This window comes from Candidatus Hydrogenedentota bacterium (assembly GCA_012523015.1).
Classification (GTDB): Bacteria; Hydrogenedentota; Hydrogenedentia; order Hydrogenedentales; family CAITNO01; genus JAAYBJ01.
In genome coordinates, this window is sequence record JAAYJI010000068.1 from 1 (window position 1) to 21767 (window position 21767).

Below are 21767 nucleotides of genomic sequence, written 5' to 3' on the forward strand. Positions count from 1 at the left end.
CGCAGGGACTTCAGCACCCAACAAAGCGGCAAAAGCGCTGTCGGGAATCGGTGTTGTGCTTAAATGGGTTAGTCGCGATGTGCGGCGTTCTTTCGCTTGTTCCACAAGGTTATCGATAAGATCGGTACCGCTGAGGTATCCTTCTGGAAGCGTATTGTCCGGAAACAGTTTTAAGTCTTGTATATCAGGTAATACAACACCAGCCTCGGTAAAGCCCTGCCATTCGCCGCCCAACAAATGGGTACCCATGAAACGGTACATCGCTTCCCGGCTGTCTTTATTATAGTTATGTTCAAAGTTGAAGTGCGCATTTTCCAGCTTATCTTCCGCGCCATAGAGCGCATAAATGTTACGGATGGCCGGATATTCTACGCGTGGGGTTTCGCGTGTCCAGTCACCGGTGGTGGAAATCATCAACATGGGACGGGGAGCAGTCAACGCCCCGATTTCCATATTGGAGTTGTCCAAGCGCAGCACGGGCGCATTTTCACACAAACACCCCCCTTGCATTGTGCTGGAGATCATATTAACGGGCGCTGCTATCCGTATACGCGGTTCCACTGCGGTAACCGTAAATGTTTGGGTGCCTCCGCCCGAAGCACCGGTACAACCGATGCGTTCACTATCCACATAGGACAGGCTTGTAATAAAGTCTACGGCACGGATACTGGTCCATAATTGAAGTGCGAAGGGATGGAGTCCCCACAATTTCTCACGTTCATCTCCCCAACGATGGGAAAGTTGTATGCTGTCAGCATGTCCGAGCATATCATAGGCAAAAGCGACTATCCCCATCCGTGCAAGGGTAATGCAACGGGCGGGAACTGAACAAGATTCGTCTTCATCTTCGACCCTGGCATTTTTCCAATGTCCGTGGGGATTTATCATTCCCGGGAAGGGACCGTCACCCATGGGCTTATACAAATTGCCTGTAGCTAAAAAGCCGGGCCATGGTTCAAAGGAAACTTTGGAAACGGTATAGCCGTCTTGCGCAGATTCGTCAAATACTTTTGCATTCAAAGGGCTTTTTACAGGCATCGGATATAAGCCGGAACCGAGGAGTATACGATCCCGTAAGAGCGAAGCTTTTTGTTCCCAAGCCTCTTTGCTGTAGCGGGGCATGGTGAATACGGTATCAGTATTCCGCTCAATGGCCGCCCGTGTATTGCCGATGGACTGCGAGATAGGCAGGACACACATGTCATCTAGGATTTTTTCCGGATTTACGTGTTCGTCCATGTTTAGAAAAATCAAAAAGATATCGGGAGAACACGCCATTTCCAATGTGCCGGAGTTCAAATGTACTTCGCCTGCTTTTCGCCAGACCAGGTCTTTGTTGCGCTGCTCTTTTTCAATCGCCGTCGCCCTTAGTTCTTTCCCGCCAATAGTAATGGTCGGCATGGCTCTGGATGTGCTATAAAGCCAAACGGTGTAATCTCCTTCTGCTAAAATTTCTTTGGATTCCCAAGGAAAAGCGATACAGCAGCTGTCTGTTTGAGGAAACACATTCAGCGTGCTGCTTATGGCAAGGAATCCAATCGCTAAAATACTACTCATAATTGTTCTCCTAACTATCTGAACGATGTAAAATGTAAATGCGAGTATCGATGAGAGGTAACAATAAAAGGCAATATCATTGTCGCATAAAGTTGCCTCAATTGCACCTTGTGCAGGCCTGTTTTAAATGTTTCATCGAAGAATAATCCGTTTTTCGATGGACGTCTGTACTTTTCAATGCAGCACCTGCAATTAATCGTGGAAGTATCCGGCTAAATCCTCCATGTCATATTGATATATTCGGCCGGAAAAGGCAATCCCGTTCACATACATGGATCCCGGCGGACCGGTTCTTCTCAGCGCGGTTTTTTCTAGCAGGAGCTTACCTTCTGTATTGGCTAAAAATAAAGACGTTGTGTCTTCAAGACCCGACCATACATCAGCTTCAAGTAAGAGAGTGAACATGAGCGGTCTTGCTTGCATGAGTTCCACTTCAGTAATCCCCCATTCCAGCAAATAGTGGCTATTTAAAAGCCATAAATAGCCGAGATAATTCATTCGTTCCTCAGGCGTTACAAGATGAAAATGCTGAGGAAACAAAGATGGTAACATCGGATCGGGTATTATTTTCATCAAAGAAAAGAATCTATATATCCGTTGATACAAGTCCGGGCGCAGCTGATATTGGCGTGTGTGCACCACAGCTGAGAGATGTTCCAAGAGCATCGCTGTAAATTCGGGAATTGTTTTTATGAGTGGACTGTCGCTGACCCCTATTGTTTCACGGAGTACCTCCATGTTTATGAAGGGAATATTCAGCATAGTCCCGGGGACGCGTAAAGCCAATTCTTTTGAAGTGACCCCTGTGAATTCAAGGAGATATAAAGCGACCACGCCATGAACAGACAAGGGAATCGCGACGAAAAGGCTTTTTAATGTGTCAATATGTTCTTTTGAATGTAAGGCGCCAACAAAAAACCAAACACCGGTATGTTCAAAAACTTCCGCTGTAGCCTTTGGTAATTGAAGCCAATTAACCGATTCTCCTGCAGTAAGAAATACGCCCAGGGTAATGCAGCTTTGTATGGCCTCTCGTTTTGCTTCCACTGCATAATCAGATCCGATGCTTAAATAAGGATTGAGATCCAAGGGCTGTTCTTTTAAGGTGTCGTTTATTCCCTCAGTTATTGATGTTCTGATGGTGTCGTTGCTTTTGTTGAAAATGGTTTCGAGAAATGGGAGCGCCATGCATTCTTTTTGTTGATGGGCTTGGGCGGCTTCCCAATATTGTTTTAGAGCGGATGCTGCCATGGACGCTGCAAAGCGTACCATTTTATTTTGATCGATAGATGAATAAAAAATGTGGTATTCGAGGTTATATCCGAGATTGATGGTGAAAGCATGATCCTTAAAAAAAAGATCAAACAGGCTTTGTCTGCTTTCAGAATCCAAGATTTCCTGTGTAAGATATTCGTGTAATACTTCAGATTCTGCTCCCAGTATATTTTGATTCATTTCTGTCCACGTTTGAATCAGTTTCGTCTGTTGTTCTTCTGACATTTCAGCAGACACATAGAAGGAAAAACAGCAGATAAGAATCAAGGGAAACCATTTGGTAAACACGTTGTCTTACTCCAATAATAACCGCTATGGATGATCAATAATGAATTTGAAGTATTATAAACAATAGCGGAGCTGTTTGCTTTTAATTCATGCAGTTCATATAATTTGACCTGCCTTACTAAAGCCAATTTTTTTAATAAAATGGCGAAGCAAAAAAATAGGCAGCTTTTATTCCATGTCGGTGGAGAAGCAGGTCGTTACTGTAATACTACCAGAATAGCGGATCGCCGCGATTAAATCCGGTTTCATTTAATGTTCAAAAATATTTTTATAAAAATAAGTGAAATTGCGATTCACACGATCTTTTATTCTCATTACAGCGATAAATTTATATTCGTCCCTATTTATTAAGGAAGATTTGATGGTTAACCATGTTTTGGATGAAATCTATAGAAGCGGCAAAGTTTTTGATCATCAAGGGGGTTCCAAAGATGTCTTTCCGGTTTCTCTTTATCCACAAGATGGTAAGGCTCTCTATGATTTAGTAAAACAAACTGAAAGCCGCAAAACACTCGAAATTGGCATGGCTTATGGAATTTCATCCCTTCACATACTCCAAGCACTGCAAGAAAATGGCGGTGGTGCTCATGTGGCTATAGACCCATACCAAAAAAAGTGGTATGACAATATCGGGATTGCAAATATCGAACGGGGAGGTTTTCAAGATATGCTTCAGTATTTTGAAGAGCCTTCTTATCTTGTATTACCGCGCCTACTTGAGGCCAATGAACGGTTCAATTTTATTTTTATTGACGGTAACCACCGTTTCGAATTCGTATTGTTGGATTTTCTTTATGCGGACAAACTTTTAAATGTTGATGGATATATGATGTTCCACGATACGTGGATGCCGTCTATTCGCAAATTTTATTCCTTTATTGTCAAAAATAGAGCGGATTGTTATTCCATGGATCTTAGTTATACTGGAGGAAAAAATCATCTTCTTAAAAGGTTGCGTGTGTTTTTTAATACACTAAAACAGTCCTTCGGAGATTTTAACGCTGCGCGTTTTTATTCTGCTTTTAATTTCAATAATTACATTGTATTAAAAAAGATTCATGAGCGCGACCCCGAAGAGTTCGACGACGAATGGCATTTCTATGGGGCCTTTTAAAAGGATATCAAAACACATTTATTTTCTCTTCAATTCACAGTTGATCAGCGTTGTCTTTGCGTTCCATACCACTGACTTCCGCCGTGATCCAGATGGAGAAGATACACCCCTTTCATTCGATATTCAGGGCCATACTTCAAGACAACATTCTTGCCGAAATACCAATCGGAAGCTTCAAAGTGGGTCAATTCATGATAAGGGATAGTTTCTAAAAGCCATTTTGGAAAACACTGAAAAAATCCTATTGGAATCGCCAGGGCTTCTTCTTTACGTAAATCTCCCGGTCCTTCAAGAATTTCATCAAAACATTCCCAAGGCTTCAATTCATTAAGCAAAATTTTGGCAGTCACATCGGGAGGAAGCATTTTTCGACCCTCAGGTGCAATTAAATAGGGAGTGTCTTCAATGGCTTCAAGCTGTTCAAAGAGATCAGGCGGCATCACGATATCCGCATCGGTAAGCATAATCCAATCGCCGGAAGCGATCTTAACGGCTTCATTAATCATAAGGCCTTTGGAGTGTGCAAGATCTTTCGGTACGGGAAAGGGAACGATGCGTAAATCAGGATAGCTGAAGTGCAGCGAGTCCAAGAGATCATCGGTGGGGTCAATACCGGGAACGTAAGCCAGTATAACTTCGAAAAGATCTTTTTCGATTCCCTTTTGGTGCGCCAAAGCCAACAAGGTCGCTTGCAGTCGTCTGGCGTAACGGGTATTGACAATAATGATGGAGTATTTCGCTTTTTTTGATGCCGCTAGTAAAGGGATAGAAGATTCCCACAGCGAGATGGTCTGGGTAACGATCATTCCGTCTATGTTTAAAAGTGTGAGTCGTGGTTCCAAGATTCCTTTTAAACGGCTTGGTACATAATCGACCATCGAAAACGTTGCCGCTTTTACGATTTCATCATCACGTAACAACACAAAATAGCCGTCTTTATCTACGCTTAAAGTCAATCGATGGGAAACATCAATGAGGGGTATATACAATTTTATATGACGTCCAAAAGCAAAGCCGGCGTGGGTTGCTGCGCCGCCGCCTACCGAAAAGGACAAGATAAAGGGCGCTTCTACGCGGGTCAGTACGGTACTGAAGAGTTCGCCCTTGTTGAAAGAATGCCAGCGAACGGCTCCCGGCATATGATGGGTATACCGGTTCTCAATTTCATAACTGTCCGAAACAATTTCTCTATCAGGAGGTGTTCTTAAAAGAGTTTTTTGCGTTTCTTCTGCCAGCTGTTTCTGTCTTTCGGGTATGGTCAGACGCTGAAGATCCAAGTTATCGTAATATCGTTTGGATGGATCATGGGCTGTCCTTAGTGCCGGTACGGATTCTCCGGGAAAGGCGAGGGGTTTAAGTCCGGGGAAACGCCTGCGAAATTGAGACGAAAATTTGTCGCAAATGAGCCGATACTTACAGGCTGAGCATACGGGACCGTCTTTTTTTTGTTGTTTGAGTCTGTATGCCTCGAGTGCTTGGCTATGGGCAGTTTCTTGATCCGGAACAGGCCGCGGCCGAGGTTTCAGAAAAGGAAGATGTCGTGTGAGCTTATGGTAAGCCCATATTCGATAATAAGACCTTCGGTGCCCTTCGATCCAAGGAAATAAGGCATTGTCCAAGCTACTATGAACATGAATATCTCTAGAGACAAGATTGTCCAACGCCACATTTAACCGATAGGTAGTATAAGAATACATGCGCTCGGCAAAGACATAGGAATCCTCTTTATATCCGGAATGATCAAGATAATACTGGGCTCTGTCGAAGGCACGGTCAAGATTATCTGCTTCCACCTGACAAAAAGGAATGCCATATAAACACGCATCAATTCCTTTGTTGCTTAATTGACGGGTAAGTTCATTCATTCCTTTAATAACAGCAGCGCTCTCCAGTGCGTTTTTTAAAGGCGAACTTGGACAAAAAGTATCTGTAGCAGAAAGGGTTACTGCTTTGATTCCATGGCTGTTTTCCAGCAGCGTATCTATTTGCTGAGGCAAGTATTTCGTAGCGGGCACGATCATACGAACGTTGATATCATGGTTCACTGAAAGATCGAGCCATTCTTTTAAGGTCGTGTAATTACCGTCATAAAATTCGAGGCAAAGATCATGCAAATGACTATTATGAATGTGGGCGAGTATTGAAGGTGAAAGAGCATTTGATACACGCAAAGACAGGTTTAATTCTTCCCTTTGCGCAAAATCTGAAAGTTCTATCCAAGAATTTGTACTTAAGGAGGATATCCGTAAATCAATACGATCTGTTTTGAATATTCGGCTATTGAGTCGAATCCATTTGCGCAGCGTGGTCAAATCGTGCGTGATTCCCCGCTTGTTCGCATCTGTTATCAAACCCCGTGCTGATGGCAACGGATATCCATAATGGGTAAGCGTATTGGGAACGTTATCCATAATTATTCGATCCACCCTTACTGTTTAAAACACGGATTGATAACGATATTTTTAAATTTACAATGCCCATGATTGATCTTCCGGCAGAACAACCTTTTCTTGTTCTTGAATAAAAAGGCATGGATCTTTTGAGGTTTCGACATCCGTAATTGGCGTTGCCTCCTCTGTACCAAAGAAGGCGACATAGTCCCCATGGAATCCATCACAGATATCGCGTACATGGCAAGATTCACAAGCCTTCCCATATTTGTAGTTGCAATCTTGTTGTGCCCTTTCCTTGGCTTCTTTGCGGTATAAACACGCTTTACCTTGCATTAATTGAGTCAATTCAGCAACACGATGTTGCGCCCAATACTTTACACCCCGTCGATAGGGATGCTGTTGGTAAGCGTCTCTCAGGTGCCTGGCATTTGCGACGTACAATTTTCGAGCGCCGGGCCCCAATTTAAAGGGCGGTGCAACTTCCCCTTCACGCATCATTTGCGTGACCATCATGGTCCACATCCAACTTTGATAATCCCATTCATGGAGGTCGTAAGATATTTGTTGGTAATTGTAAAAATTTTTTCGGTGCCGTTCTTCTGCAAAACAAAGGGGTAAATAGCGAACATTGACTTCTATACCCGCTTCTTCCAGCATATCCATCGCTTCCGTTAAGACAGGCCGAATATCGGTGTATTTCGCCACGGTATCTGCACAGCGGCGCCCGGATTGTTGATCATTAAACGGATTGAAGGCAATATAGTTTACTGCGAGGGCTCCGTATTCAATTGCTTTTTGTGCTACCTTAGTAATCGTCTCTACAGCGGGCTTACTCATGGTGCAATTTATCCGAAAGGGAAATTGCTGTGTCTGTATTTGTTCAAGGCCGGCAGTAATTTTTCTATAAGCGCCGGGTACCCCTACAACCTCATCGTGAATTTCATCAACACCATGCAAACTTACCAAAAAGTCGCGAAGCCCTGCATCTTTGTAGCGAGAGACAGCATCCGTTTTGGCCAAAAGAAGCCCGTTTGTAATGAGCGTTGGATACAGACCGATATCCCTGCAATGACGTACCAGAGGAAGTATGTCCCGGTAAATAGTGGGTTCACCCCCTTGAATATCTACTGAATTATTGCCGTAGAAATGGCGCAGCGTGTCCATGATACGCTTTGCTTTATCCAGCGACATAAAAGCATGTTCCGGATGGTGGTGATCTTCAATGCGGTTGATAAAATAGCAAAAATAACAACGCTGGTTGCATGTTTGACCCAGCCAGACCACACCTCTTTTGTTGAGCACCCGTCGTTTTGTTTTATTTATTTCCATAAATTTTATTCCATACCGGTATTTTATTCGTATGTAGACTTAGGCGGCCCAATTTCGATTTGTCCGGAAAAGTGCAAGTGCTTTCCCGGCGAAAAGAAAAGCTCTGCAGCTTTTGAAGTTCTGAATGCTTGAAGCGCTCGACCATGCTCATAGTATGTGGTGTTGATTGCTGTCATATAAACAGGAGGGCATGTTTGATCTGCAGACAGCTTTACCTCCGGCATATTTTCACCCCAAGCAGTAACAGACGTTCCTCGCCGGAAAATGCTATTGCAATGTATCCAGTCGTTGAGAGACTGATCATAATCCGGGAAAACATCTGTTTCATAGTCTGTCTTCCAGTAAGTGTACTTTTGAGGCAGCACTATCGTTGTATAAAGTTCTTCAACTTTCAATTCTTTCTCGACTTGAAGCCATATAGTTAAGGAAACAGTATTGTTGTGCACAGAAATTTCCCAAAGTTGGGAAAAGGGGAATCGTCTTGACTTTCCGCAGCATTGTAAAGCACCATGCTTAACGCCCATATTTTCCCAATGAAAGCTAAAACCATCAACTAAAAACCCATCGAGTAGAAGAGAAGCATAAATATGATTCAGATGCGTAATGATTTGATTATCACGCAAAATAAAGAGTCTGCCATTTTGAAATTGGACTTCTAAAGAATCTGTTTTCAATACTTGGTTTTTGAAGACTTCTTTCTCAAGTTCATCGGCAGGAATCGCTAGGTCGAGACTCAAGGAAATCATTTTATGCTGTCCCTGCTTAAAAAGGGAATCTTGTTCAGGGAAAACAGCTTGTGCGCATAAGGCGCGGCTATTGGTCATATAATCGGCATTCAGCCAATAAAGATAAAAATTCTTTTGTTCATAACGTGCGTGAAATAAAATCGATGGCAGCGACGCGTCTTCTTCGGATAAACATGCTGTATCCGTAATATCAGCATGGGCAACAGCCACGGGGCGCCAAGACGTGTCGCCCGGTACAATCTCAGGAAAAAAATCTTTATGCCCCCCATATATCCACTGATTGTATCGGGTGGGCACCGCGAAGCGCACGTTTATCTCTTCAATTGAAATATCTCGTTCCGGTTCAATGGCGATATTCCAAGTGAAAAGATCATTTTCAAAGTACATGTCCCAGTGTATGAGAACAGGAACGCGCAGCATTTTTCCGACGGCACGACATCCTGCCGGGTGAGCATCGTGTACGGTCCATTCAGCGTCAGTGCTGAACTGGGACATACCAAGTCGTTTTAATTCCATTTGGAATCCGGTTGGTGCGCTCACCTCTTCTTCATTGTGAAAAAGCGAGATACGACCCTCACAAAATATAGCTTCTGTCTTACCCGAACGAAAAGCGTGAACTCCTTTTTCAGCGCCCACCCGTCTCAAGTAATAGGTTATTGCTTTTTGTGCTGTTTCACGTTGAATCATTTGCCCTTTATCAAGCAACACAATGCGCTCGCACAAGGTACTGACCAAACCCAAATCATGAGAAACAAAGACGATTGTTTTGCCTTGTTCGCGCAACTCCCCCATCTTGGCGCGACATTTTCTTTGGAACTCAGCATCGCCAACAGCCAACACTTCATCAGCAATAAAAATATCAGGATTAACAAAAGCGGCGACTGAGAAGCCGATACGCACATACATACCGCTGCTGTAGGTATCTACAGGTTGATCCATGAATTCACTAATGCCGGAAAACTGTACGATCTCATCGTAAACAGCATCTACTTGTGCTTTACGCATGCCCAGAAGGCCGGCGTTCAGATAGATATTTTCTCGACCTGTTAAAATTGGATTAAAACCTGCTCCCAATTCAAGGAGAGATGCCACACGTCCAAAAACTTGAACCCTGCCTTCAGAAGGGACGGTAATGCCGGCAATAATACTAAGGAGCGTGCTCTTCCCCGAACCGTTCCGCCCGATGATACCTAGAGATTCACCACGCTCTACGTTAAGCGAAATATCTTTTAACGCTGTGAATTTGTGTTTTTGTTGCCCGCCCAACAGACCGAGTGCTCCACTGAGATGCCTCGGACCTCGCCGGGCCGAAAACGTCTTGGTCACATGCTCTAATCGTATGATTTCATTCATGATATACCATGTTGACAATGGTCATTCTTGGAAAATTTCTTCCTTATCGAAAGAAACGGGATTGGAGAGATTCATACCGTGTCCGGCAGTAATTTATAACGTGGTTATGGTAGCACATGGTTCCATTTACAGCCAAACACCAAGATTAAGCTATTTATGGTTTATGTCCTGTTAGACGTATGAATTTATTGCACACACCGATGCTTGACATGATCTGATACAATAAACCTTCTTTAGAAAAGATTATGTCAAAATGGACTTCAAATGTTTTCATAAACTCTTTTAAAATTGCAGTGTTGCCGCATCAATTTTTTTTTGAGTATTCCCAATGAAAATTTGAAGAAACATTTAGGGCACATTATGGACGAAAAACTCAATAGCGATTCTCTTAGAAAAGAAACGAAGAATCAATTTCAAAAATCTATGACTGCGTCAGCTGCCATGCCGCTGCACTTTCTCCCCAATCGTGGGCTTATTTTGGCGCATAATAAACAAGGCCATTGCTTTAGTGAAGAAGACTACCATCGTTGGGCGGCGTATACGAGCCGTGTGTTGCAGTGCCAAAGGATGGATTTTTTAAGCTTTAATGGTATTGTTCCCGGTCTTCTCTCCACCATACGTTACGCACGCGAGTTCGCCGGTCTGATTAGCCTTCGCGGCAACGCCATGGGTTCCACCGAGGGCTTGGCCGAAGCCGTTCTGGAGGGCTTGAACGATGTTATTTTATGCCCTTCCGATCTGGATCATCCTGATTTCGCTTTATGGCTTAAGGCTTGTTTTGATCTGAGTGTTTCAGTCCGTCTTCAAATGGTTTTACCGCGCGGCGGGTCTGTGGATGCAGAACGACACGTCAAATTGTTCATTCAATATAACGTACGTTCGGTGACCATTTTATTGGAGGATCCATTTCATGAGGCGGAGAAATGTGCATCTTCCCGGGATGGACAGGCTGTACTTGATTATTGCGATTTTTTGGCCGCGACACTCCCCGCCCGAAATATGGAATTAAATTTCGTCGGAATTCCCCCCCGCTTTCTATCAGACACTGCCGCGGCGTATACCCAAAGTACCCGCGCTTATCAATATAATCATCTGCATTACAATCAAAAAGCATTTACTTTCGCCCGGCGGCTTTTTTCCTTGTCTCCCTCAAAAGCCCGTGTAATTTTATTTCTTGCCCTGAAGAGCGCTGGTTTTTCAATATCATTGACTGCCCGTCGATCAATAAATAAATTATTTGTTTATTTCCCTTTTCTTTATAAAAGTTTTATGTCAATCACGCGCTGGCTTCGTACTCGATTTCAAACACGACTGCTTCGAAATAGAATCGCATCTTCGCACCGTTCTGAGATTCAAGATAACACCCGAGGAAGTTTCACAGCTGAAGAAGAGGATCGCGCCTTAAAATTGTTAGCCCTTGATCGAAAGGATCTCTCTAAAACAACTGTTGATAAAAGCGATCAAGATATGGTATTCCCCTATTATCGCGATCAATTTGAAGCGTATTTAAACAAAGAGGCTGCGTATCAATCCTCATTAGCTTCAGAAGCCCAAAAATTTTTATGTTCGACGGAACCCACCCGTATTTATGGCGAAAAAGAATGGGGAACAGACGAGGCTTTTGTAATTCCGGAATATGGCGCTATTTCCTGGGTGACCGCACTTCCGGGAAAACGTGTGTCCACGCTTTTAGATAAATTAGAACCCCCCTTTATGATTACCGTAACCGTAGGTGGTGGTATTGCGGAATTAATTGGTTTTCAAGTAGCGCCATATTGCGATATTCTTTGTCCTATGATTGATTCACGCCATACGCTGACTCTCTTTGCCAATAAAGAGGGTCATTATGTTTTGCTCCGTGATGGTGTCCCTGTAGAACCGGTGTTATTGCCCGGAGGTAACCCTCCGCCCCACCGTCTTCCCACGGATGTGCGGCTGCGAATTGTGGCGTGGGATATTGATGAGCGCATCACCTTTTCTCCACCCCGTTTGTGGAAAAATCTAGTGGAGTCTCTATCACAACAGCCGGCCCCGGTTTATTCTGTTGTTGTTTTTTGCACGCGTTTTGCGCGGCGTCTTTCGGTGGCGCTTCAATGTCTGGCGCATCAACGCGAGTTCGATATAAATAAATTGGAAGTTATTGTCGGATATGTGCCCGGCCTTGATGCTACGGAAGATGTGTTAAATAGCCTGCATCTGACCCAGCCCAAGCTGCGCCTGATTCATGCGCCATTCCCTCGACAGAATAGTCATTCAAAAGGATATGTTCTCAATCAGTGTATGGATCATGCTTCGGGTTCGCGAATCGTCCTTCTTGACGCGGACACACTGCTTCCTCCAACGCTATTTTCCATGCTGGAAAAGATGGATGAACATGAAGCCTTCATCGCCACCCGCGGCCGTGCCTTATTGGGAGCAGAAATGACTGCCCAAGTACTTCAAGGCGAAATACACCCTTGGGAAGCCTGGGACGAGCTATTGACTGCTGCTAATGAAATTCGCGAAAATGAGGCTTTAGGCGTACCGATAGGTTATTTTCAGTGTTTCGATCGTGAATGTCTGCAAACAGTACGTTATCCAGAGTACGACCATTTCCAAGGTGCGGACTATGAGTTCGCCATTAACTTAAGAAAACATGTGGGACAAGAATATCGTTTGGATACCTTGGCGATTCACTTGGACCACTCAGGAAGCCAGTGGCTTGGAGCTGAAAGGCATTTTTAACAGCCCTAGTATTTCCACTTAAAAAGGATAAATATTTCATATGCGTTTAGCATTTATTGACTTGGTTTTTTCATGGCCCCCTTTAGGCGGTGCGCCCCTTGATCTGTATTATACGATGACCGGATTGCAGGAGCTTGGTCATGAGGTACATTTGTTTTATGCGGAAGAAAAAGACAATTGGTTTTTAGAAGCCGTTCAAGAGGAGCGTCTTCCCTTCCCGGCGACAGCCTTAGCCTATGACCGAAATGATGCAGATCCCCGGCATTTGTCAATGGAGTTTTGTACGGTCGTTGATGAATGGAAGCCTGATGTTGTCTTTCAGTGTTTTGGTTTTTTTATGAAACCTTTCGTTATGCAGGCCTTGGCTCATTATCCGCAAATCATCCGTTATTATGCCTACGAACCTTTTTGTCCCAGAGATTATCGGCTCTATTGGAAAAAAAAGACCTGCCCCAAAAACTATTTGCGCACGCCCAACGCCTGCAGGCGCTGTACTGCACGCGGGATGCACCGTGTTTTTAAAAGCAGCTTAGTAGGCGGGTATGCGCTTGAATATAAGAAGACCCGTGCATGGACGCCGGAATATTATAAAGTGCTCGTCGACTCTATTCGCTCCAGCAAAGCCGTCATTGTCTACAATCATTTTACAAAGGGACTTTTAGGAAATCTCAATAAAAACGTCCATGTCATTGGCGGCGGTGTACATCTTGAACACTTCAATTATGTTCCTTTAGAAGAGAAGCCTGCTTCAGAGCCAACCGTTATTTTCATGTCCGGTCGCGCCGACGATGGAACCAAAGGATTGGATACCTTAATGGCGGCGGGAAAAATACTCTGGCGTGAGCGACAGGATTTCCAAATTCAAGTTACCATAGAGGGTACCACATGGAATTATCTTTGGTTTAAAGAGCTGGGCTGGTGCGATGTAGAAAAAGCACGAGGCTTATACACCCAATCGGATATTTGTGTGGTGCCGTCACGTTGGGAGGAACCTTTTGGACTGGTGGCTACGGAGGCTATGGCATGTGGAAGACCTTGTGTAGTCTCTGATGTTGGCGGTTTAAAAGAAATCGTTGTACCCGAAGAAACAGGCTTTATCTTTAGGAGGGGTAAGCCCAAAGAACTCGCTCGCTGCTTGTGCAAGTTGCTTGATGATCCTGCGCTTCGGCGTCAGATGGGAGATGCCGGCAGGAAGCGGGTCGAAGATATCTATGAATGGAAAAAAGTTATCCAAACCCATTATCCCCCTATTTTGGAGGCTGCAGTACGATGACATCCGCTTTACGTATTGGCTTTTTATTGAATGCCACAGAGAAACACACTCTTCTTTTAAAAGCCTTGCGCCGGCGTCATCCCGATGCGCATATCACGGCTATTGTACCGATCAGAGCCGGATTGTCAGCAGCGGATATGCCCGATGCCAATGAAATCTTAGCCTTGGAATTGTCTCCATTGCGCTTGCTTCTATTTGGTCTTTTCTTTAACACAGTGCGACAATTACGAATCCAAAACTTTGAACTTTTTATTCTGCGGTTTGGAACCCTCAAGTTGCGATTACTGGCTACGCTGGCGCGGCCTCTGCGTTGTGAACTTTGGCAAACGGGTGGAATAATTGCCGCTGTCAACACTTCAAATATTACTGCAGCAACGAAAGAATATTTTCACTTTAGAGCTGGGGCAAGGCGCACCATCCGGGAAGCCTTGTTGAATGCATATTTTAAACTGATTTGCGTGAAAGAGCGCGACGGCGAATGATCGGCATTTACTCAGTTGATTGTGATCTTTCAGCCAGTCGTCCTCATTCCTCAAAAAAAGCTTGATCAAAATCTTTCCAAACAGGGTCATATCCTGCCTGCACCAGCATGGCGGCCACCTCTGCGGGACTTCGGGTGTCTTCGATTTCAAATTGTTCTAAATTATTATCTTCCGGATGGGAATAGCCCCCGGGCCGTGTGCTGGATCCCGCGCTAATAGCCGTGACGCCAAAAGCTAAAAGCCGATCACGCAAGGCAGCAGGTTCTCGTGTAGACAGATTAAAACCCACTTCGGGAAAGAGTAAACGCAAGGCTACCATCATCTGAACCAAATCCACATCGCTTACGGGCGTGGGGATGTCGAAGCCGCCCGGCACGTGGCGCAAACGAGGAAAAGAAATAGAAGCGGCACTCTCCCAGCAATGTTTTTGAAGATATTCAACGTGCAGGGCGAGCCATGCAACCTCAATACGCCAATCAAATAAGCCGAGAAGCACGCCTGTACTTAAGCGGCGCACACCTGCCTGACCTGCCCGTTCCAGAGTGTCCATGCGGTAGAGATAATCTTTTTTACGCCCTTTTTGGTGTAATCTCGTATAGGTATCCCTGTCATATGTTTCCATGTAGAGCGTAACGCCGTCAAGACCATTTTGAACCAGTTGTTTATAGTCGTCAGTATCCATGGAATAGACTTCCACTGCGACAGAGGCAAACCATTTGCGCGCAATGGAACATGCCTTGGCGATATACGCGGGTGAGGCGATCATAGGCGCATCGCCAGTGAGGAGTAATACACTTTGATAACCCATATTGGCAATAGCAGCGCACTCAGCTTCAATAGCTTCTTCAGACAGTGTGATACGGGAAGTCCCGCTGTGAGCCGCAGAAAATCCACAGTAGACACAATTTGCCGTGCATACATTGGATAGGTAAATGGGCGCGTATAGGCTGATGGTCCGCCCAAAGCGCGTGCGCGTTATCGTTTGGGCTTGTTGCGCTATTGCTTCCAGAAAAGGAATAGCTTTAGGCGAGCACAGGGCTATGAGATCTGTCACGTCTCGGTGTTCTCGGGAAATAGAAGCTTCTATTTGCTCGGAAGAAATCGAATTGTAAAGATCAGCAATCCTTTCTTGCGGCCATAATTGTAGAATATCAATGAAGGACATTATAAAAACCTAAGCTTGGGATTTTGAGAAAAAAAATGATGTTCCGGTAAGGTATGGGGCAGAACTTATTTCTTTAGTGTATCAAAAGTTCAAAACTTGGACAAGCAGCCTAAGACACTTATATTTGTCCAGCCATCAGAAAGCGTGATATTATTGATCGCCCTTATATTTATCAATCCAATAGTATATTCTATTACGTGGAGGCAAGATAAGGGCTTTACACAGTGGGGGAAGGGTTTTTATTTGTCAATGTATATTTCAAATTCGTGGGAGATCAACAAGTGAACATTATCACAGTTGAAGTTCGTGATGACCACCTGGAAAATTTGGCACAGACCAAACCGATGGCGGCACTCGCAGAGCTCATCTGGAACGCATTAGACGCGGAAGCGACTGAAATTCGTGTGGAGTTCGTGGAGAATGCGCTTCAAGGATTAGAAGCAATACAAATTGTTGATAATGGTCATGGTCTTCCCTACGAGGAAGCTTTTTCTGTCTTTAGAAACCTCGAAGGCTCGTGGAAACGTGAGGGAAAACGGACGCAACAGCGTAAGCGGGAATTACACGGTAAATTTGGCAAGGGCCGTTTTCGTGCGTTTTCATTAGGAAATAACGTTCACTGGCACTCCACTTATACGGAGTCCGGGAAGAATCATTCGTTCACGTTATCGGGTAGTGCTGAGACACTTGGAACATTTCAAGTGGACAAGCTGAAAGAAAATGTAGATAACCCTGCAGGCATGACGGTAGAGATTATTCAAAGCCAGAAGACTGCCGATCTTTTGCGCGGCGTTAAAGCGATGGAAGAAGTGACCAACATCTTCGCGTTGTATTTACGCCAGTATCCTGATACCAAAATTATTTATGACGGCATTCCTTTAGATTCTAGGAATGCAGAAAGCCGATTCAGCTCCTACACCTTAGCGCCGATGGTAATGGAAAACGGCGAAAAAATTACCTGTACCATGGATGTGGTTGAATGGAATCGTCCCGGTAAACGAGGTGTTGTACTCTGTGACGGTCAAGGATTTATGCGAATCAACGCCTTGCCTCGTTTGTATTTTAGAGGTTTCAGTTATACTGCCTATGTCAAATCAGATCATATTGCGACCCTTGACGGACAGGGATTGTTATATGCAGGTGAGTTGTATTCCGACCTGCGACAGATTTTAGATGCCGCCCGTGCGCAGCTTCGTGAGCATTTCGCTTTGCGTGAAGCAGAAGACGCACAATCCCTTTTGGAATACTGGAAAGAAACGGGGATGTATCCCTATGTAGAGTCCGCTCAAACGGAAATGGAAGCCAATGAGCGGCGTATTTTTGATATTTATGCTACCCATTTAGACCGGATTTTTTCTGACTTCTCTAGCGGAACCCCACGCATGAAACGCCTCATTTTGCGGATGGTTCAAGAATTGGTGCATGCTGATCCCAGACGTGTCGCCGCTATTCTTGATGAATTGCTGAGTTTTCCCGAAGAGATAGAGGAAAAAATTTCCCAATTGGCAGCAAGCGCAACGGGCGGCGAAGTAAGCCCGAAAGATTTACCCACGGAGACAAACAAAGCATGAACATGGCAACCTATGATCATCAATTTATTGAAGGTAAATGGCAAGAATTTTGGTTGAAAAATAAAACCTTTAAATCTGAAATAGACCATACCAAGCCCAAATATTACGTACTGGATATGTTTCCGTATCCCAGCGGTGACGGTCTTCATGTAGGGCACCCTGAAGGCTATACAGCCACCGATGTTATTGCCCGATACAAGCGTATGCGCGGTTTCAATGTGCTCCATCCTATGGGCTGGGATGCTTTTGGCTTGCCGGCAGAACGTCACGCCGTCCGTACCGGAGAACACCCCGCCATTATCACTGATAAGAATTGTACGACCTTCCGGAATCAAATTCAGCGGCTGGGTCTTTCCTATGACTGGGACCGCGAAATCAATACTACAGATCCCAATTATTACAAATGGACCCAGTGGATCTTCACCGTTCTCTTTGAACGGGGCTTAGCCTACGAAGTGAACGCGCCGGTTAACTGGTGCCCTGCACTGAACACGGTTTTAGCCAATGAAGAGGTGAAAGACGGTAAGTACGTGGAAACGGGCGATCCAGTTGAGAAAAAGGCCATGCGCCAGTGGATGTTAAAAATAACAGCTTATGCAGAGGCGCTTTTGGCCGGATTGGATGATCTCGATTGGCCGGAAGGCATTAAAGCGATGCAGCGTGAGTGGATCGGCCGCAGCGAAGGCGCCGACGTACTCTTCTCTGTTGCGGACAGCGGTGAAGAATTTACCGTGTTCACAACCCGTCCGGATACCCTCTTTGGCGCTACCTACTGTGTCCTTGCGCCGGAACATCCCCTTGTGAATGAAATTACGCGGCCTGATCAACAGACAGCGGTTCATGCGTATGTGGAAATGGCCGCCAAGAAAAGCCTTCAAGATCGAATGAAAGAAGATCATAGCAAGACGGGCGTATTTACAGGCGCTTACGCAGTGAATCCCGTCAATGATGCAAAGATCCCCATTTGGATTGCTGATTACGTGCTGGCAGAATATGGTTACGGCGCTATTATGGCAGTTCCCGCACACGATACACGGGACTACGAATTTGCGGTCACCTTTGATTTGCCCATCATTGAGGTTATTTCCGGTGGCGATATTAGCAAGGAAGCATGGGCCGGTGACGGCGTCTTGATGAATTCATCGTTGTTAAACGGCTTAAAGGTAGATGACGCCAAGAAAAAAATTACATCGTGGTTGGAAGAACGGGAGCTTGGCCGTGGAACCATCAATTATAAATTGCGGGATTGGCTCTTTTCCCGTCAACGGTATTGGGGCGAACCCTTTCCCTTGATCCGTTTGGAAGATGGTACGATCAAAACGATCCCTATGAAAGACTTGCCCGTACTCCTCCCCGCTCTTGACGATTATCGCCCTGCGTCCGACGGATCGCCGCCCCTAGCCAAAGCAGAACAATGGGTCAACACCACCGATCCGGAAAGCGGACTGCTCGCACAACGGGAAACGAATACCATGCCCCAATGGGCGGGCTCCTGTTGGTATTTCTTACGCTTTTGCGATCCCACAAACAACAATGCCGCTTGGTCGGAAGAGGCGGAAAAATATTGGATGCCTGTGGATCTCTACATAGGCGGTGCTGAGCATGCCGTATTGCATCTTCTTTACTCACGATTCTGGCACAAAGTTTTGTATGATGCCGGATTGGTGCACAGCTCTGAACCTTTCACCAAGCTTTTCAATCAAGGCATGATTTTGGCCCACTCCTACAAGGATGCTCAGGGCAAATATTACTATCCTTCAGAAGTCAACCGTGTTGGCGATACCTGGGTATTGAAAAAAGACGGTCAAGCCGTTGAGACTCAAATTGAGAAGATGAGCAAATCACGGTATAACGTTGTCAATCCCGATGACGTGGTTCAAAAATATGGCGCCGACGCCATGCGTCTCTACGAAATGTTTATGGGGCCCCTAGATCGGGACAAACCTTGGACCGATGAAGGGGTTCAAGGAGTATTTCGTTTTCTCCGTCGTGTATGGTCGCTTTTTATCACCGATAGCGGAACACTGAACCCCGCCATCCGTGCTGATGTACAAGATGCCGATTTGACTCGCGAGCTGCACAAAACCATTAAGGCCGTGACCGAAGATATCGAATCACTGGGGTTTAATACAGCGATTGCGCGCATGATGGAATTTCTCAATCATGCCATGAAAGCCAAAAGTTTGGATCACGGGGCTATGGAACAGTTTGTACTGCTCTTGTCGCCTTTTGCCCCCCACCTCGGCGAAGAATTGTGGCAGCGTTTGGGCAATGATACGACACTTGCCTATACGCCTTGGCCCACTTTTGATGCAGATTTGTTGGTGGAACAACGAATTGAAATTCCTGTGCAGGTACTTGGGAAATTACGTGGTAAGATTACGGTTGCCCATGATGCCGATGAAGCAACAGTACTTACCACGGCTAAAGGCGATGCTAAAGTGGCGCCCCATCTTGAAGGAAAACAGATCATAAAAGAAATTTATATTTCGGGAAAAATGGTCAACTTTGTTGTTAAATAAGGTCAGATACTTTTGTATCACAACCCAAATGGATTTTCTTTGTAGGATTGGATAATATTTTTTGCATCATCAACCGTTTTTGCGTTACAGTTGAAGATAGTAAATTCACCCTTCCCAATAAAACGATTCCAGAATTTTTAAGGAGAAAACAATGAAACCAAGATCTTTACTGAGTGCTGTATTCGCTTCACTTTTCATTCTCTGTGCCGGCGGCGCTATGGCCCAGGATGCCGTTGAGGGCAAGTGGATCAATCTTTTCGACGGTGAGACGCTCTACGGATGGAATATCGTCGGTAATGGTAACTGGTCAGTCAAGGGCGGTCAAATTCTACTTACCGAAGGGGATAGTGGAAGTATGATTACCACCTCCCAATTCGCTGACTTTGAATTATCGGCGACACTCCGCGTCAACGGACAAGGCAGCGCTTCCATCGCTTTCAGAGCCCCCGGTTCCGGGCACGCCCTAGAGTCCGGCGGCGGTGTTGTCTATCTTGCGGCAGAAGATAAAAAGAGCGATTATGCAGAAGTCAATATACGCGCATTAGGTGGAGATGTACAGGCTACTATTAATGGCGAAAAAGTTGACTGCTCCGCATCCAATCCTTTCGGATATATTGCCTTCCAATTTCAAAAATTTGAAAAGGATCGGCGGGGACCGAAAGTCGAGATTAAAAGCATCAAATTGCGTCCTCTCAATATGAGCTCTTTGTTCAACGGTCAAAATTTGGATGGCTGGAATATCATCCCCGACCGCAAATCAATCTTCTCCGTAATTGACGGCGCCTTAAATATCAAAGATGGTAACGGCCAAATTGAAACAGCCGGTACCTTTAGAGACTTTATCTTGCAACTGGATATCATTTCCAATGGTGAACACCTCAACAGCGGCGTCTTCTTCCGCACCCCCGTAGGCGTATTCTGGAAAGGATACGAGTCGCAAGTGCGCAACCAGTGGGCAAATAATGACCGTACCAAACCCGTAGATTACGGTACGGGCGGCGTCTATGGACTTAATGCTGCACGCAAAGTCAACAGCACCGATCATGAATGGTTTACCATGACCATCACCTGCCTTGACAACCACATGGCTGTTTGGGTCAACGAATTACAAGTTTCGGATTATACTGACACGCGCCCCTATAGCGATGCTGCTGACGGTAAAAATGGTTATGTGAACACAGCCGGAACCATTAATTTACAAGGTCACGATCCTACAACGGATCTGTCCTTCAAAAATATTCACATCCAGACTATCGAAAAATAAACTTTTCTCTTCCTAATTTTGAGGGCGGATACTGTATCCGCTCTCTTTTTTTATGAGGAGTACCTGTTTGTTTCATTCAGGGTTAAAGAGTATATAATGACTCCAATACGATCCCATGTACTTTAAAAAATATCAAGCAAGCGGAAGGGCTATTTCAATGAAGTCAGTAAAAAGCATTGTTTTTATTTGTTTTCTGGTTGTCTTTGCCATTGTCTCTGCACAGGTGTCAGCCCAAAATAGCCCCAACACGAAAGAAGTGTACAACTGTTGTTCACAGAATACAACGAGGAGTGAAACCCCTATGACCATTCACAAACGACCTTTTGGCGTCACCCCCGATGGACAGACAGCGGACTTATATCTGTTGATAGCATCCTCAGAATTTAAAGCGGCCATCACCAACTATGGCGGTATTATTGTTTCGTTATGGACCCCTGACCGCAGCGGATCACTGGCGGATGTGGTATTGGGATTCGACCACTTACAGAGCTATGTGAATGAGCATCCCTTTTTCGGGGCACTCGTTGGCCGCTATGGCAACCGCATCGCCAACGGACAGTTTGAGTTGGACGGAAAAAGCTATACCTTGGCCAAAAATGACGGTGAAAACCATCTTCATGGTGGTTTGCGCGGCTTTGATAAAGCACTCTGGAAAGTGGAACCCCTATCCCGCGATGACGCCGTCGGCTTGAAACTCACACACACCAGCCC

14 protein-coding genes are annotated in these 21767 nt (G+C 45.1%); 8 read left to right on the forward strand and 6 right to left on the reverse strand.

All coding sequences use genetic code 11. The features are described 5' to 3' along the window. Together GX117_02790 and GX117_02795 are read right to left on the reverse strand one after the other, a co-directional pair. Nucleotides 1–1557, reverse strand: a 1557-nt coding sequence (locus GX117_02790) for a hypothetical protein (protein ID NLO32272.1), incomplete at its 3' end; no start/stop codon positions are given. Between the two features lie 192 nt (nt 1558–1749). Beyond that, nucleotides 1750–3120, reverse strand: a complete 1371-nt coding sequence (locus GX117_02795) for a hypothetical protein (GenBank protein NLO32273.1) — start codon at nt 3118–3120, stop codon at nt 1750–1752. Nucleotides 3121–3481: 361 nt separating this feature from the next. On the opposite strand from GX117_02795, the gene GX117_02800 reads away from it, so the two are divergent. Beyond that, nucleotides 3482–4234: a class I SAM-dependent methyltransferase gene (locus GX117_02800; protein NLO32274.1), complete on the forward strand. Its 753-nt coding sequence runs from the start codon at nt 3482–3484 to the stop codon at nt 4232–4234. 44 nt (nt 4235–4278) lie between these two features. On the opposite strand, the gene GX117_02805 is transcribed toward GX117_02800, so the two are convergent. The 3 genes from GX117_02805 to GX117_02815 are packed head-to-tail and all read right to left on the reverse strand — an operon-like array spanning nt 4279 to nt 10055. Beyond that, on the reverse strand, nt 4279–6645 hold the full coding sequence (locus GX117_02805; GenBank protein ID NLO32275.1) for a glycosyltransferase family 2 protein: 2367 nt from the start codon (nt 6643–6645) through the stop codon (nt 4279–4281). A 57-nt stretch (nt 6646–6702) separates the two neighbouring features. Beyond that, nucleotides 6703–7956, reverse strand: coding sequence for a radical SAM protein (locus tag GX117_02810; protein ID NLO32276.1), 1254 nt, complete (start codon nt 7954–7956; stop codon nt 6703–6705). A 23-nt stretch (nt 7957–7979) separates the two neighbouring features. After that, complete coding sequence (locus GX117_02815; protein ID NLO32277.1) at nt 7980–10055, reverse strand: ABC transporter ATP-binding protein; 2076 nt, start codon at nt 10053–10055, stop codon at nt 7980–7982. A 360-nt stretch (nt 10056–10415) separates the two neighbouring features. Here GX117_02815 and GX117_02820 point away from each other — a divergent pair, with 360 nt between their 5' ends. Genes GX117_02820 through GX117_02830 form a run of 3 tightly spaced genes read left to right on the forward strand, consistent with a single transcriptional unit; the run spans nt 10416 to nt 14534 of the window. Next, nucleotides 10416–12779: a glycosyltransferase gene (locus GX117_02820; protein NLO32278.1), complete on the forward strand. Its 2364-nt coding sequence runs from the start codon at nt 10416–10418 to the stop codon at nt 12777–12779. A gap of 40 nt (nt 12780–12819) precedes the next feature. Then, nucleotides 12820–14052 (forward strand): glycosyltransferase family 4 protein, encoded by a 1233-nt coding sequence (locus tag GX117_02825; protein ID NLO32279.1) that lies wholly within the window; start codon nt 12820–12822, stop codon nt 14050–14052. Beyond that, nucleotides 14049–14534 (forward strand): glycosyltransferase family 9 protein, encoded by a 486-nt coding sequence (locus GX117_02830; protein ID NLO32280.1) that lies wholly within the window; start codon nt 14049–14051, stop codon nt 14532–14534. The genes GX117_02825 and GX117_02830 overlap by 4 nt, the downstream gene beginning before the upstream one ends. Nucleotides 14535–14577: 43 nt before the next feature. On the opposite strand, the gene thiH is transcribed toward GX117_02830, so the two are convergent. Next, complete coding sequence (gene thiH / locus GX117_02835) at nt 14578–15699, reverse strand: 2-iminoacetate synthase ThiH (GenBank protein NLO32281.1); 1122 nt, start codon at nt 15697–15699, stop codon at nt 14578–14580. 281 nt (nt 15700–15980) lie between these two features. Between thiH and GX117_02840 the strand changes: the two genes are divergently transcribed. The 4 genes from GX117_02840 to GX117_02855 form a co-directional block, all read left to right on the forward strand. Then, nucleotides 15981–17270: a hypothetical protein gene (locus GX117_02840; GenBank protein NLO32282.1), complete on the forward strand. Its 1290-nt coding sequence runs from the start codon at nt 15981–15983 to the stop codon at nt 17268–17270. Then, nucleotides 17267–19792 carry a leucine--tRNA ligase gene (locus GX117_02845; protein NLO32283.1) on the forward strand — a complete coding sequence of 842 codons (2526 nt, stop codon included), beginning with the start codon at nt 17267–17269 and terminating at the stop codon, nt 19790–19792. Before GX117_02840 ends, GX117_02845 begins: the two co-directional genes overlap by 4 nt. 151 nt (nt 19793–19943) lie before the next feature. Beyond that, the gene (locus GX117_02850; protein ID NLO32284.1) at nt 19944–21056 is read left to right on the forward strand and encodes a DUF1080 domain-containing protein; all 1113 of its coding nucleotides are present in this window, start codon (nt 19944–19946) and stop codon (nt 21054–21056) included. 301 nt (nt 21057–21357) lie between these two features. Further along, nucleotides 21358–21767 (forward strand): galactose-1-epimerase (locus GX117_02855; protein NLO32285.1); only part of this gene is annotated, 410 nt, incomplete at its 3' end.

Excerpts from the sequence above, each read along its gene's own strand:
- GX117_02800 (NLO32274.1), top strand. The coding sequence starts at position 3,482 with ATGGTTAACCATGTTTTGGATGAAATCTATAGAAGCGGCAAAGTTTTT.
- GX117_02850 (NLO32284.1), top strand. The coding sequence starts at position 19,944 with ATGAAACCAAGATCTTTACTGAGTGCTGTATTCGCTTCACTTTTCATT.
- GX117_02845 (NLO32283.1), top strand. The coding sequence starts at position 17,267 with ATGAACATGGCAACCTATGATCATCAATTTATTGAAGGTAAATGGCAA.
- GX117_02815 (NLO32277.1), bottom strand. The coding sequence starts at position 10,055 with ATGAATGAAATCATACGATTAGAGCATGTGACCAAGACGTTTTCGGCC.
- GX117_02805 (NLO32275.1), bottom strand. The coding sequence starts at position 6,645 with ATGGATAACGTTCCCAATACGCTTACCCATTATGGATATCCGTTGCCA.
- GX117_02820 (NLO32278.1), top strand. The coding sequence starts at position 10,416 with ATGGACGAAAAACTCAATAGCGATTCTCTTAGAAAAGAAACGAAGAAT.
- GX117_02825 (NLO32279.1), top strand. The coding sequence starts at position 12,820 with ATGCGTTTAGCATTTATTGACTTGGTTTTTTCATGGCCCCCTTTAGGC.
- thiH (NLO32281.1), bottom strand. The coding sequence starts at position 15,699 with ATGTCCTTCATTGATATTCTACAATTATGGCCGCAAGAAAGGATTGCT.
- GX117_02810 (NLO32276.1), bottom strand. The coding sequence starts at position 7,956 with ATGGAAATAAATAAAACAAAACGACGGGTGCTCAACAAAAGAGGTGTG.
- GX117_02830 (NLO32280.1), top strand. The coding sequence starts at position 14,049 with ATGACATCCGCTTTACGTATTGGCTTTTTATTGAATGCCACAGAGAAA.